Origin of the sequence: Streptoverticillium reticulum (assembly GCF_047456005.1) — a bacterium.
In the GTDB taxonomy this organism is placed as follows: domain Bacteria; phylum Actinomycetota; class Actinomycetes; order Streptomycetales; family Streptomycetaceae; genus Streptomyces; species Streptomyces reticulum.
Genome location: NZ_CP179755.1, coordinates 4668511 through 4682630 on the forward strand (window position 1 = coordinate 4668511; position 14120 = coordinate 4682630).

Genomic DNA, 14120 nt, shown 5'->3' on the forward strand with positions numbered 1-14120 from the left:
CGGGGCCCGGCGTGTTTCCGGGGGTGGCGCGACGGAGCCGGATATCCGGTTGCCGCGCTGTCGGTGCCCGGGGATATCGTCCGTACAACATCGTTTTTGGGGGGTCGTGTTCATGAATCGCCGTACGCTCCGCGTCACCACCGGCATGGCGGCAGGGCTGCTGCTCTGCGGCGCCGCCACGGGCTGCTCGTCCTCGGACGGCAAGCGCACCGCCGCGTCCGCCGCGGCCCCCTCGGAGGCCGCCTCCGGGGCCTCTGCGGACGCCGTGCAGACCGCGGCGAAGAAGGCCGCGGAGCTGAAGTCCCTGCGGGTCGAGATGAGCGGCACGGCGCCGGGCGCTCCGGGGCGGATGAAGGCCGAGCTGGCCATGACCACGGATCCGAAGGCCATGGAGATGAACGTGGAGCTCGCCGGTCACGGGGAGGACGGCAGGTTCACGCTCAAGCTCGTCGGGGACGCCATGTACCTGGGCGGCAGCGAGAAGATAGCCGGCCATCTGGACGGCAAGCACTGGATGAAGCTGCCCCTGAACGGCACGATGAAGGACGCCCTCGGCGGGATGGGCGCGGCCCACCAGGACCCGTCCGCCCAGACGGGCCTGCTCTCCGGCTCCAAGGACATCAAGAAGGTCGGCGAGGAGACCGTCAACGGCACGCGGGCCACGCACTACGCGGGCTCCGTCACGGCCGACGAGATGGACAAGGCAGCCGGCCAGGGCGGCAGCGACGCGGTCAAGGAGAGCCGTCGCAAGTCGGTCGAGCAGCTCCGGCAGCAGGGTGTGCAGAAGCTCGACGTCGACCTGTGGATCGACAAGGACAACCGGCCGGTGCAGATGCGCGAGCGCGGGCAGGCCGACAAGGGCCCGCTGGACATGACGATGGTCTTCAAGGACTTCGACAAGCCGGTCACCGTCGAGGCCCCGGCCGCCGGCGACACGGCCGACATGGGCGACCGCCCGGCCGGTGGCCTGGCCGGTGGCCTGGGCGGGGCCACGAAGAGCCTCTGAGGCGAGCCTCCGAGACGCCCGGTCGGCGCCGATTTGCCTGACCGCAGGTCGCTCACCTATCGTGTCCGGGAAGCCAAAGACCGCTGGTCGTTACTGTGCCTCCGTCCCGGAGGTGTAGTGGCCGAAGGATCCGCTAGCTGCGGGCGACCTGCGCAGGTGACTGTGGTTGCAACTCCCGTACGGACGCAAGCCCGTGTGGTCGAGTCACGCCCCGAGCGCCTGCGCCGGGGCGTTTCGTTTTGCCTCAGGTCCCTTCTCGCGCCTATGCGGTCCGAATCACCCGGAAGGAGGCCGAGGCTCATGGCGACGTCCGCCAAGGCCGCCGCGGTTGCCGAGCTGACGGACAAGTTCCGCAGCTCCAACGCCGCTGTGCTGACCGAGTACCGCGGTCTCACCGTGGCGCAGCTCAAGACGCTGCGCCGTTCGCTCGGTGAGAACGCGCAGTACGCCGTGGTGAAGAACACGCTGACCAAGATCGCGGCCGAAGAGGCCGGGTTCCAGCTCGACGCCCAGCTTTTCGCTGGTCCGACGGCTGTCGCCTTCGTCACCGGTGACCCGGTGGAGTCGGCGAAGGGTCTCCGTGACTTCGCCAAGGACAACCCCAACCTGATCATCAAGGGCGGTGTCCTTGATGGCAAGGCGCTGTCCGCCGATGAGATCAAGAAGCTTGCGGACCTCGAGTCCCGCGAGGTTCTGCTCAGCAAGCTGGCCGGTGCCATGAAGGGCAAGCAGTCCCAGGCTGCCTCGCTCTTCCAGGCGCTGCCGACGAAGCTCGTCCGCACTGCGGACGCGCTGCGCGCCAAGCTCGCCGAGCAGGGCGGTGCCGAGTAATTCGGCTCGCGCATTGATCAGCGCCGCCTGAGGCGCTGGTCGCAGCGGGCCGTCCGCCCGCCGACATGTACATCCCGGCACCTGCCGATTTAGTGGAAGGACCCGCCATCATGGCGAAGCTCACCAAGGACGAGCTGCTCGCGCAGTTCGAGGAGATGACCCTCATCGAGCTGGCCGAGTTCGTCTCCGCCTTCGAGGAGAAGTTCGACGTCACCGCCGCCGCCGCCGCGCCGGTCGTCGTTGCCGGTGCCGCTGGTGGCGCCGCTGCCGCCGAGGTCGAGGAGAAGGACGAGTTCGACGTCATCCTCACCGCCGCCGGTGACAAGAAGATCCAGGTCATCAAGGTCGTGCGTGAGCTGACCTCCCTGGGTCTGAAGGAGGCCAAGGACCTCGTCGACGGCACCCCGAAGCCGGTCCTCGAGAAGGTCGCCAAGGACGCCGCGGAGAAGGCCGCCGAGGCCCTCAAGGGCGCCGGCGCCTCCGTCGAGGTCAAGTAACACCTGCCGGCCCGGGCCCCTGCGGCCCCGGTCGGACAACTCAAGGGCGATCACCCATGCGGGTGGTCGCCCTTGGGCGTTCCCGGGACGGATGCGTGTGACTGTCGGAGGGTGCGAGTATGGTGATCTTCGTTGTCCGGGGTGCTCGAGGGGGCGCCCGGGAGCCCGGGGGCCTTGACGAACGGCACGCCGCGCGCAATTCTCAGGACGCGTCGCCACATCGATCCTCCGTCCGAGGCATGGATCGTGGGCGGGCAGGGAAGTATCGTCATGCGCTTCCGGCGCATGGCTCGCGTCAGGCGTGGGCCGGGCGCAGGTCGGGCGCAGCGGACGGCGAGGAACAACAGGATCCCGGAGGGAGAGATTGGTATCGCACCGGTCTCCGGAAATCCGCTCTGGACATCAGTGGGCCAAGTGGCTACACTGACCCTTTGCGCTGCCTGTTAGCTGCTCCCTGCCCGTCACCAGGGGCATGCCCACTTCCGAGCATTGCTGAGAGAGACCCTCTGACCTGGGATTTCTCCCCGTGCTGCACGTAGTGGGACCGGTACGCGCGTAGTGAGTCCGAGCCCTCGGAAGGACCCCCTCTTGGCCGCCTCGCGCAACGCCTCGACCGCCAATACGAACACCGGCGCCAGCACCGCCCCGCTGCGCATCTCCTTTGCGAAGATCAAGGAGCCCCTCGAGGTTCCGAACCTCCTTGCGCTGCAGACCGAGAGCTTCGACTGGCTGCTCGGCAACGCCGCCTGGAAGGCTCGCGTCGAGGCTGCGCTGGACAGTGGTCAGGACGTCCCCACCAAGTCCGGTCTGGAGGAGATCTTCGAGGAGATCTCCCCGATCGAGGACTTCAGCGGGTCGATGTCGCTGACCTTCCGTGACCACCGCTTCGAGCCCCCGAAGAACTCCATCGACGAGTGCAAGGACCGCGACTTCACGTACGCGGCCCCGCTCTTCGTCACGGCCGAGTTCACCAACAACGAGACCGGCGAGATCAAGTCCCAGACGGTCTTCATGGGCGACTTCCCGCTCATGACGAACAAGGGCACCTTCGTCATCAACGGCACCGAGCGTGTCGTGGTCTCGCAGCTGGTCCGCTCGCCGGGCGTCTACTTCGACTCGTCGATCGACAAGACCTCCGACAAGGACATCTTCACCGCCAAGATCATCCCGTCCCGGGGTGCCTGGCTGGAGATGGAGGTCGACAAGCGCGACATGGTCGGTGTCCGCATCGACCGCAAGCGCAAGCAGTCCGTCACCGTCCTCCTGAAGGCGCTCGGCTGGACGACCGAGCAGATCCTCGAGGAGTTCGGCGAGTACGAGTCCATGCGCGCCACCCTGGAGAAGGACCACACCCAGGGCCAGGACGACGCGCTGCTCGACATCTACCGCAAGCTGCGCCCGGGCGAGCCCCCGACCCGTGAGGCCGCGCAGACGCTGCTCGAGAACCTCTACTTCAACCCCAAGCGCTACGACCTGGCCAAGGTCGGCCGCTACAAGGTCAACAAGAAGCTGGGCGCGGACGCCCCGCTCGACGCCGGTGTGCTGACCGTCGACGATGTCATCGCGACGATCCGGTACCTGGTGAAGCTGCACGCGGGCGAGGTCGAGACGGCCGGCGAGAACGGCACCTCGATCGTCGTCGAGGTCGACGACATCGACCACTTCGGCAACCGTCGTCTGCGCAACGTCGGCGAGCTCATCCAGAACCAGGTCCGCACCGGTCTGGCCCGTATGGAGCGCGTCGTCCGCGAGCGGATGACCACCCAGGACGTCGAGGCGATCACGCCGCAGACCCTGATCAACATCCGGCCGGTCGTCGCCTCCATCAAGGAGTTCTTCGGCACCAGCCAGCTGTCCCAGTTCATGGACCAGACCAACCCGCTGTCGGGTCTGACCCACAAGCGCCGTCTGTCGGCGCTGGGCCCGGGTGGTCTGTCCCGTGAGCGGGCCGGCTTCGAGGTCCGTGACGTTCACCCGTCGCACTACGGCCGCATGTGCCCGATCGAGACCCCCGAAGGCCCGAACATCGGTCTGATCGGCTCGCTCGCCTCCTACGGCCGCGTCAACGCGTTCGGCTTCGTGGAGACCCCGTACCGCAAGGTCGTCGACGGCCAGGTCACCGACGAGGTGAACTACCTGACGGCCGACGAGGAAGACCGCTTCGTCATCGCCCAGGCGAACGCCCCCCTCACCGAGGAACTGCGGTACGCCGAGTCCCGCGTCCTGGTCCGTCGCCGTGGCGGCGAGGTCGACTACGTCGACCCGTCCGAGGTCGACTACATGGACGTCTCGCCGCGCCAGATGGTGTCGGTCGCGACCGCCATGATCCCGTTCCTCGAGCACGACGACGCCAACCGCGCGCTCATGGGATCGAACATGATGCGCCAGGCCGTGCCGCTGATCAAGGCCGAGGCCCCGCTCGTCGGCACCGGCATGGAGTACCGCTGCGCGGTCGACGCCGGTGACGTCATCAAGGCCGAGAAGGACGGTGTCGTTCAGGAGGTCTCCGCCGACTACGTCACGGTGGCCAACGACGACGGCACGTACAACACGTACCGCGTCGCCAAGTTCTCCCGGTCCAACCAGGGCACCTCCTTCAACCAGAAGGTCGTCGTCGACGAGGGCGCCCGCGTCGTCTCCGGCCAGGTGCTCGCCGACGGTCCGTCCACGGACGAGGGCGAGATGGCCCTCGGCAAGAACCTCCTCGTGGCGTTCATGCCGTGGGAGGGCCACAACTACGAGGACGCGATCATCCTGTCGCAGCGCCTCGTGCAGGACGACGTCCTCTCCTCGATCCACATCGAGGAGCACGAGGTCGACGCCCGTGACACCAAGCTGGGCCCCGAGGAGATCACCCGGGACATCCCGAACGTCTCCGAGGAGGTCCTCGCCGACCTCGACGAGCGCGGCATCATCCGCATCGGTGCCGAGGTCGTGGCCGGCGACATCCTGGTCGGCAAGGTCACCCCGAAGGGTGAGACCGAGCTGACCCCGGAGGAGCGCCTGCTCCGCGCGATCTTCGGTGAGAAGGCCCGTGAGGTCCGTGACACCTCGCTCAAGGTCCCGCACGGCGAGATCGGCAAGGTCATCGGCGTCCGCGTCTTCGACCGCGAAGAGGGCGACGAGCTGCCCCCGGGCGTGAACCAGCTGGTCCGCGTCTACGTGGCCCAGAAGCGCAAGATCACCGATGGTGACAAGCTCGCCGGCCGTCACGGCAACAAGGGTGTCATCTCCAAGATCCTGCCGGTCGAGGACATGCCGTTCCTCGAGGACGGCACCCCGGTCGACATCATCCTCAACCCGCTCGGTGTCCCGTCCCGAATGAACCCGGGACAGGTCCTCGAGATCCACCTCGGCTGGCTCGCCAGCCGCGGCTGGAAGGTCGAGGGCGACGAGGACTGGATGAAGCGTCTGCAGGCGATCGGCGCCGACGACGTCGCGCCGGGCACCAACGTCGCGACCCCGGTCTTCGACGGCGCCCGCGAGGACGAGATCGACGGTCTCTTCGAGTCCACGATCCCCAACCGCGACGGCGAGCGTCTGGTGCTCCCGTCCGGCAAGGCCCGGATGTTCGACGGCCGCTCCGGCGAGCCGTTCCCGGACCCGATCTCGGTCGGGTACATGTACATCCTCAAGCTGCACCACCTGGTCGACGACAAGCTGCACGCGCGTTCGACCGGTCCGTACTCCATGATCACCCAGCAGCCGCTGGGTGGTAAGGCTCAGTTCGGTGGCCAGCGCTTCGGTGAGATGGAGGTGTGGGCGCTGGAGGCATACGGCGCCGCATACGCCCTCCAGGAGCTGCTGACCATCAAGTCCGACGACGTCACCGGCCGTGTGAAGGTCTACGAGGCGATCGTCAAGGGCGAGAACATCCCCGAGCCCGGCATCCCCGAGTCCTTCAAGGTGCTCATCAAGGAGATGCAGTCTCTGTGCCTCAACGTGGAGGTGCTGTCCTCGGACGGCATGTCCATCGAGATGCGCGACACCGACGAGGACGTCTTCCGCGCTGCGGAGGAGCTCGGTATCGACCTGTCCCGGCGCGAGCCGAGCAGCGTCGAAGAGGTCTGACGGGTCTGGTGGGGGGCTTCCCCCGGGAAGCCCCCCACCGTCCCCGGACCCCCAGACCACTGATGTAGAGCCCATATCCCGCCACGGCGGGAGGGCACGAACCCTGAAAGAGGGATTGACGACAAAGTGCTCGACGTCAACTTCTTCGACGAGCTGCGGATCGGCCTGGCGACCGCGGACGACATCCGAACCTGGTCCCACGGCGAGGTCAAGAAGCCGGAGACCATCAACTACCGCACCCTGAAGCCGGAAAAGGACGGGCTCTTCTGCGAGAAGATCTTCGGTCCGACCCGGGACTGGGAGTGCTACTGCGGCAAGTACAAGCGTGTCCGCTTCAAGGGCATCATCTGTGAGCGCTGTGGCGTCGAGGTCACCCGCGCCAAGGTGCGCCGTGAGCGGATGGGCCACATCGAGCTTGCCGCTCCCGTCACCCACATCTGGTACTTCAAGGGCGTCCCGTCGCGCCTGGGCTACCTGCTGGACCTGGCCCCGAAGGACCTCGAGAAGGTCATCTACTTCGCCGCCTACATGATCACGTGGGTGGACGAGGAGCGCCGCACGCGCGACCTGCCCTCGCTGGAGGCCCACGTCTCCGTCGAGCGCCAGCAGGTCGAGCAGCGCCGCGACGCCGACCTCGAGGCCCGTGCCAAGAAGCTCGAGTCCGACCTGGCCGAGCTCGAGGCCGAGGGTGCCAAGGCCGACGTGCGCCGCAAGGTGCGCGAGGGCGCCGAGCGTGAGATGAAGCAGCTGCGCGACCGTGCGCAGCGCGAGATCGACCGCCTCGACGAGGTCTGGAGCCGCTTCAAGAACCTCAAGGTCCAGGACCTCGAGGGCGACGAGCTGCTCTACCGCGAGCTGCGCGACCGCTTCGGCACCTACTTCATGGGTGCGATGGGCGCCGCCGCGCTGCAGAAGCGCCTGGAGTCCTTCGACCTGGACGAGGAGGCCGAGCGCCTCCGCGAGATCATCCGCACCGGCAAGGGCCAGAAGAAGACCCGTGCGCTCAAGCGCCTCAAGGTCGTCTCCGCCTTCCTGCAGACCCGCAACAGCCCCACCGGCATGGTGCTGGACTGCATCCCGGTGATCCCGCCGGACCTGCGTCCGATGGTGCAGCTGGACGGTGGCCGCTTCGCGACCTCCGACCTGAACGACCTGTACCGCCGTGTCATCAACCGCAACAACCGTCTGAAGCGTCTGCTCGACCTCGGTGCCCCCGAGATCATCGTGAACAACGAGAAGCGGATGCTCCAGGAGGCGGTCGACGCCCTCTTCGACAACGGCCGTCGTGGCCGCCCGGTCACGGGCCCCGGCAACCGTCCGCTGAAGTCCCTCAGCGACATGCTGAAGGGTAAGCAGGGTCGCTTCCGTCAGAACCTGCTCGGTAAGCGTGTCGACTACTCGGCGCGTTCCGTCATCGTCGTCGGCCCGCAGCTCAAGCTGCACCAGTGCGGTCTGCCGAAGGCCATGGCGCTGGAGCTCTTCAAGCCGTTCGTGATGAAGCGCCTGGTGGACCTGAACCACGCGCAGAACATCAAGTCGGCGAAGCGCATGGTCGAGCGCGGCCGCACGGTCGTGTACGACGTGCTCGAAGAGGTCATCGCCGAGCACCCGGTGCTGCTGAACCGTGCACCCACGCTGCACCGCCTCGGCATCCAGGCCTTCGAGCCGCAGCTGGTCGAGGGCAAGGCCATCCAGATCCACCCGCTCGTCTGCACCGCGTTCAACGCGGACTTCGACGGTGACCAGATGGCCGTCCACCTGCCGCTCTCCGCGGAGGCGCAGGCCGAGGCCCGCATCCTGATGCTGTCCTCGAACAACATCCTCAAGCCGGCCGACGGCCGTCCGGTCACCATGCCGACCCAGGACATGGTGCTCGGTCTGTTCTTCCTCACCACCGACGAGGAAGAGCGCAAGGTCATCGGTGAGGGCCGGTCCTTCGGCTCGGCCGCCGAGGCGATCATGGCGTTCGACGCCCGCGAGCTCTCGCTCCAGGCGAAGGTCGACATCCGCTTCCCGATCGGCACCGTCCCGCCGCGCGGCTGGGTTCCCCCGGTCGCCGAGGAGGGCGAGCCGGAGTGGCAGCAGGGCGACTCGTTCCGCCTGCGCACCACGCTGGGCCGCGCGCTCTTCAACGAGCTGCTGCCCGAGGACTACCCGTTCGTCGACTACTCGGTGGGCAAGAAGCAGCTCTCCGAGATCGTCAACGACCTGGCCGAGCGCTACCCCAAGGTCATCGTGGCGGCGACGCTCGACAACCTGAAGGCGGCCGGCTTCTACTGGGCGACCCGTTCCGGTGTCACCGTCGCGTTCTCGGACATCATCGTCCCCGAGGCCAAGCGCGCCATCGTGGCGGGCTACGAGGCCCAGGACGAGAAGGTCCAGAAGCAGTACGAGCGCGGTCTGATCACCAAGGACGAGCGCACGCAGGAGCTCATCGCGATCTGGACCAAGGCGACCAACGAGGTCGCCGAGGCGATGAACGCGAACTTCCCCAAGACGAACCCCATCTTCATGATGGTTGACTCGGGTGCCCGAGGAAACATGATGCAGATGCGGCAGATCGCCGGTATGCGTGGTCTGGTGTCGAACGCGAAGAACGAGACCATCCCGCGACCCATTAAGGCGTCGTTCCGCGAGGGTCTCTCCGTGCTGGAGTACTTCATCGCCACGCACGGTGCCCGTAAGGGTCTCGCCGACACCGCCCTGCGTACCGCCGACTCGGGTTACCTGACCCGTCGTCTGGTGGACGTCTCGCAGGACGTGATCATCCGCGAGGAGGACTGCGGCACCGAGCGCGGCCTCAAGCTGACGATCGCCTCCAAGGGCGAGGACGGCGTCCTGCGCAAGGCCGAGGACGCCGAGACGTCGGTGTACGCCCGCATGCTGGCCGAGGACGTCGTCGTCGACGGCAAGGTCATCGCGCCGGCCAACGTCGACCTCGGTGACGTGCTCATCGACCAGCTCGTCGCCCACGGCGTCGAGACGGTCAAGACCCGCTCGGTCCTCACCTGTGAGTCCGCGGTCGGCACCTGTGCCTTCTGCTACGGCCGCTCGCTGGCGACCGGCAAGCTGGTGGACATCGGTGAGGCGGTCGGCATCATCGCCGCCCAGTCCATCGGTGAGCCCGGTACCCAGCTGACGATGCGTACCTTCCACACCGGTGGTGTGGCCGGTGACGACATCACCCAGGGTCTGCCCCGTGTCGTCGAGCTCTTCGAGGCCCGTACCCCGAAGGGTGTCGCCCCGATCTCCGAGGCCGCCGGCCGCGTGCGGATCGAGGAGACCGAGAAGACCAAGAAGATCGTCGTCACTCCGGACGACGGCTCCGACGAGACCGCGTTCGCGATCTCGAAGCGTGCCCGTCTGCTGGTCTCCGAGGGCGAGCACGTCGAGGTGGGCCAGAAGCTCACCGTGGGTGCCACCAACCCGCACGACGTCCTGCGCATCCTCGGCCAGCGCGCCGTCCAGGTCCACCTGGTCGGCGAGGTCCAGAAGGTCTACAACTCGCAGGGTGTGTCGATCCACGACAAGCACATCGAGATCATCATCCGGCAGATGCTGCGCCGCGTGACGATCATCGAGTCCGGCGACGCGGAGCTGCTGCCGGGCGAGCTCGTGGAGCGCTCGCGCTTCGAGTCCGAGAACCGTCGCGTCGTGACGGAAGGCGGCCACCCGGCCTCCGGCCGTCCGCAGCTGATGGGTATCACCAAGGCCTCGCTGGCGACGGAGTCCTGGCTGTCGGCCGCCTCCTTCCAGGAGACGACCCGAGTCCTGACGGATGCGGCGATCAACGCCAAGTCCGACAGCCTCATCGGCCTCAAGGAGAACGTCATCATCGGTAAGCTCATCCCGGCCGGTACGGGCCTGTCCCGCTACCGCAACATCCGGGTCGAGCCGACCGAGGAGGCCAAGGCCGCGATGTACTCGGCCGTCGGCTACGACGACATCGACTACTCGCCGTTCGGCACGGGTTCGGGCCAGGCGGTGCCGCTGGAGGACTACGACTACGGTCCGTACAACCAGTGAGCTGCTGCTAGTAGCTGATTGAGCAGGGCGGCCACCCCCGAGAGGGGGTGGCCGCCCTGTTTTTATTTGCCGGTCAGCTGGAACACGGAGATGGCGACCCCCGCGACCGCCGTCAACGCCCCGATACTGGCGAGCGGCCAGCGGTTGCGCTCCAGCGCGTCCAACCGCGCTTCATGATCGGCCAGTTGCTTGTCGGTCTGGTCGCTGCGCTGGACGAGCAGTGCGAGCGACCCGTCGACGCGGGCGAACCCGGCCTCCATGGTGCCGCGCAGGCGTTCCAGTTCCAGGGCGACGGTGGAAGGGGACGTGGGCCTGTCGGTCATACGCGGCCCCGGTCGTGGGTCGGCTGCGTGGTCGGCTGCTCGGTGCGCAGCCAACGGGGCAGGAGCGCCTGGACGGCGGGCAGCGCCATGACGCGGGCGAGTCCGCCGGCCACGGCGAGGGCGCCGGCGACCCAGGGGAGGGAGGCGGGGATGCCGGAGGCGTCGACGATCGCGGGAAGCGCGACGGCGAGGCCGACGGCGGTCTGGAGGAGGGTGCGGAGGGTCCGCTTGGCGGCGTCGGACACGGGGGAGGCCTTTCGGGGGCAGGAGCCAGGGGTCAGGAGTGCGGGACCTTCAGCGCGTCCCAGGTGACGCGCCCGGGCCAGCCGTCGGCGTCGGAGCCGCTGAAGCCCTGCTTGCGCTGCCAGGCGCCGTACGACTGGCGGTCGGCGTCGGTCCACTGCGGGCCGGGCCCCTGGGAGTAGGCGGAGCAGCCTTCTTCGACGAGGCGGCGCCCCATGGCCGTGACGACGGGGGAGTTCGGGGCCTTGCGGAAGAAGTCGGCGCCGGGGAAGGGCTCGTAGCTGTTGCCGGCGGCGGGGACGTCGAGTTCCTGGCCGGGGCGGAGGGCGTTGGGGTCGGTCAGGCCGTTGAGGGAGACGAGCCGGTCGACGGTGGTGGCGTGGGACTCGGCGATGGTGGTGAGGGTGTCGCCGGGCTGGACGGTGTAAGTGGTGGTGTTGGGGCGGGAGTTGCCGCCGCCGTCGGCGTCGGGGTGGCCGCCGAGGCGTGCCGCGACGCGGTCGCGCATGTCGGACATCGCGAAGCCGACGGGGTCGATCTTGGTGTTCGTCCACTCCTTGTGGCCGATGACGGATCCGGCGTCCCAGCCGTGCGCGCGGCAGAGCGCGGCCGAGACCCGCTCCATGGCGTCCAGCTGGGCGGCGGGCCACGGGTCGTCGCCGTCGCCGAGGTTGATGCACTCGAAGCCGTAGAACCGGGCGTTGCCGTCGGTGTCGTTGGCGGTGGGGCGGGGGAGCGCGGACTCGTTGACGACGGCCGAGAGGACGTCGCTGTCGCCCGTACCGGCGTGGTTGGCGCGGCCGTTGCCGACGAGGTGGACGACGCCGTCCTTGTCGATCACGCCGTGGCAGAGCGGTCCGGGGAGCTCGTCGTAGCCGTCGTAGCAGAGCTCGACGGAGGAGGCCGTGCCGGAGGTGACGGTGTGGTGGATGATCACGCCGTTGACGGGTCCCCAGGCGCCCTTGTGGTTGCGGTTGTGGTCGCGCCAGTCGTCAACTTCGACTACCTGAACGCCTTCGGCTTCGAGGGCGGCGACGAAGCGGTCTGCGGAGAGGGGAGTTGCCATGGGTTCACTCCAGGGGGTGCGTATGCGGACGCCCCGCACCGAGGGGAGCGGTGCGGGGCGGGTGGGGGTGGTCAGGCGGGCAGGGCGTAGGAGACGGAGACAGTGAGCTGTGCCTTGTACTCGGACGTCTCGCTGTACTCCCAGTTGCGGGGAATGCGCAGGCACCAGCCTCTGCCGTCCATGGTCGGACCGCTCGAAAGGGAGTACTTCGCTTCCTTCCCGTCAAGAATCAGCGAGTGCCAGCCGCCGAGCAGCATTGCGCCGTCCGGAATCTGGAGCGTGAATTGCTGCTCCTCGAACTCGTGCTGGAACGTGAAGGACTTGGTCGTCTGCTCGATGGACTTGATGGCGCCCACGGCGCTGAGGGAACGGGTGGTCATAAGAGGTGAGGTCCTTTCTTGTCAGGCCAGCGCGAACCAGTACCGGGTGCCCAGCGCCATGGTTCCGTTGGCCCAGTCGACGTCGGTGGGCAGCGCGGTGTTGGCCTTCGTGGGCGACATGACCGTGCGGGGGACGGTGCCGGGACGGCCGAAGCGGCCCGGGACGTCGTAGCCGCCGTTGCCGGTCATGATCCGGGGCGCGTTGGCCGAGTTGGTGTAGTTGAGCAGCAGGGCGATGACGTAGGTGCCGGGCTGGAGCACCACAGGTGCACTCAGCGGCAGGAACGAGGTCGAGCCGCCGATGTCGTGAGCCTCCGGGTAGACCATGCTCAGATCGGCGGTCTGGGCGATCCGCTTGCCCGTGGCGTCGTACAGGCCCGCGAAGGAGCCCGCGCCGATGCCACCGGACGCGCCGGAGTAGCCGAGCGTGTGGGTGCAGATCTCCTTGACGGTGACCTGCGACCGTACGATCACGGCGTTGTAGTAGATGCGCCCGCTCGCCGGAATGTCGCCGGGCGAGGCGGAGTTGATGGGGCTCTTGCCGTCACCGAGACCCGGATCGAAGGTCCAGGCGATGAATCCGAGGTCGGCCGGGGCCCAGTCGTTGGTGCGTGCCACCCCGTCCACGTAGGACTTACGCGCCAGGTGCTCGGGCGCCGTCGGGTCGGCCTTCGCAGAAGGCACGGCGCTGAACGTCTTGGCACCGTCCACGGTCTGTGCCCCGGCGAGCAGGACGGCACGTCCGGTGGGCTCCGCGCCCACGTCGGCGGCGGTGAGTTGCACGTCGCCGCTGCGGGTGTTGACCGAGCGCACGCCTGCGGTGCGCTCGTCCAGGGTGACGGTGGTGCCGTCGGGCTTGCGGTAGGCCAGCGTGCCGCCGTTGGCGTAGAGCACGATGCCGTCCGTGGGCTTGCCGTTCGGCACGGCGGTGGCGTTCTTGATGCCGAGGACGGCCTGGCCGCCCGCGGTGTCGGTGACGGCGGCGCCGATCTGCACGTTGCCGGTGAACTGGGCGTCGGCGGTGGCCGTGAACCGGCCGGCCGGGTCGATGCGGACGCGGGTGGCGCCCGTCGCGTCCTGCACGTCGGCGCCGCGCGCGGTGAACGTACCGGTCACCGCCAGCGGACCGGCGACCGTGCCGCCGTCGGCCGGGAGGGCGCCCACGTCCTTGGCGCCGAGCCGGATGTCGGTCTCCGCGTGGCCGTTGACGGAGCGCACGGGTCCGGCGGGGCCGGCCGGTCCGGGCGGCCCGGGCGGGCCCGGGAGACCGGCCACGGCGACGTAGTCGGGCGTGCCGGGGTCGGTGGGCGCGATGTCGGCGAGATCGGCCTTCGGCTGCGCGGTCGGCAGCAGGATCTTGTACGGGGCACGCCCCCGCACCCCGGACAGCTTCTCGGTGACGGAGTACGCCCAGTTCTGCGGGTTCATGCCGGGCGTGTCCGTGGCGGGCAGCGTGACGGAGATCCGCCCGTCGGCGTCGAGCACGCCGGTGACGGGGCCGCCGAGCATGACGTCGCTCGCGCTGTGGGTCAGCAGCGGGGGCGGCTCGAAGACGACGCTGCCGGTGAGGGCGTTGCCGTCCGGGGAGAGGTAGCGGGCGGTCACGGTGACGGTGGGAATGGCACTGGGGAGCACGGAGGTGTCTTCCTGTTGTGCGGATGAAGGATGAAGGCTGAA

General features: G+C 68.3%; 10 protein-coding genes. 5 read left to right on the forward strand and 5 right to left on the reverse strand.

Annotated elements, in window-relative coordinates:
• Positions 1-112 precede the first annotated feature (112 nt).
• The 5 genes from ACMATS_RS21295 to ACMATS_RS21315 all read left to right on the forward strand — a co-directional run bounded on the left by ACMATS_RS21295 (position 113) and on the right by ACMATS_RS21315 (position 10431).
• Complete coding sequence (locus ACMATS_RS21295; protein ID WP_414168728.1) at positions 113-1006, forward strand: DUF1396 domain-containing protein; 894 nt, start codon at positions 113-115, stop codon at positions 1004-1006.
• Positions 1007-1306: 300 nt separating this feature from the next.
• Positions 1307-1837, forward strand: a complete 531-nt coding sequence (gene rplJ / locus ACMATS_RS21300) for a 50S ribosomal protein L10 (RefSeq protein ID WP_336413076.1) — start codon at positions 1307-1309, stop codon at positions 1835-1837.
• Positions 1838-1947: 110 nt separating this feature from the next.
• Positions 1948-2334, forward strand: coding sequence for a 50S ribosomal protein L7/L12 (gene rplL / locus ACMATS_RS21305; protein ID WP_229352338.1), 387 nt, complete (start codon positions 1948-1950; stop codon positions 2332-2334).
• 588 nt (positions 2335-2922) lie between these two features.
• Positions 2923-6405, forward strand: a complete 3483-nt coding sequence (rpoB, locus tag ACMATS_RS21310) for a DNA-directed RNA polymerase subunit beta (protein WP_390780787.1) — start codon at positions 2923-2925, stop codon at positions 6403-6405.
• Between the two features lie 126 nt (positions 6406-6531).
• Positions 6532-10431 (forward strand): DNA-directed RNA polymerase subunit beta', encoded by a 3900-nt coding sequence (locus ACMATS_RS21315; RefSeq protein ID WP_390780788.1) that lies wholly within the window; start codon positions 6532-6534, stop codon positions 10429-10431.
• Positions 10432-10493: 62 nt separating this feature from the next.
• On the opposite strand, the gene ACMATS_RS21320 is transcribed toward ACMATS_RS21315, so the two are convergent.
• The 5 genes from ACMATS_RS21320 to ACMATS_RS21340 form a co-directional block, all read right to left on the reverse strand.
• Positions 10494-10754: a hypothetical protein gene (locus tag ACMATS_RS21320; RefSeq protein WP_414168729.1), complete on the reverse strand. Its 261-nt coding sequence runs from the start codon at positions 10752-10754 to the stop codon at positions 10494-10496.
• Positions 10751-10999: a hypothetical protein gene (locus ACMATS_RS21325; RefSeq protein WP_414168730.1), complete on the reverse strand. Its 249-nt coding sequence runs from the start codon at positions 10997-10999 to the stop codon at positions 10751-10753. The genes ACMATS_RS21320 and ACMATS_RS21325 overlap by 4 nt, the downstream gene beginning before the upstream one ends.
• 32 nt (positions 11000-11031) lie before the next feature.
• Entirely contained in the window at positions 11032-12063 is a 1032-nt protein-coding gene (locus ACMATS_RS21330) for a peptidoglycan-binding protein (RefSeq protein ID WP_414168731.1), read from the reverse strand.
• 71 nt (positions 12064-12134) lie between these two features.
• Entirely contained in the window at positions 12135-12443 is a 309-nt protein-coding gene (locus ACMATS_RS21335) for a hypothetical protein (protein WP_414168732.1), read from the reverse strand.
• A gap of 21 nt (positions 12444-12464) precedes the next feature.
• A complete protein-coding gene (locus tag ACMATS_RS21340; RefSeq protein WP_414168733.1) occupies positions 12465-14078 on the reverse strand; it encodes a phage tail protein in 1614 nt (537 codons plus the stop codon).
• Between the last annotated feature and the right edge of the window lie 42 nt (positions 14079-14120).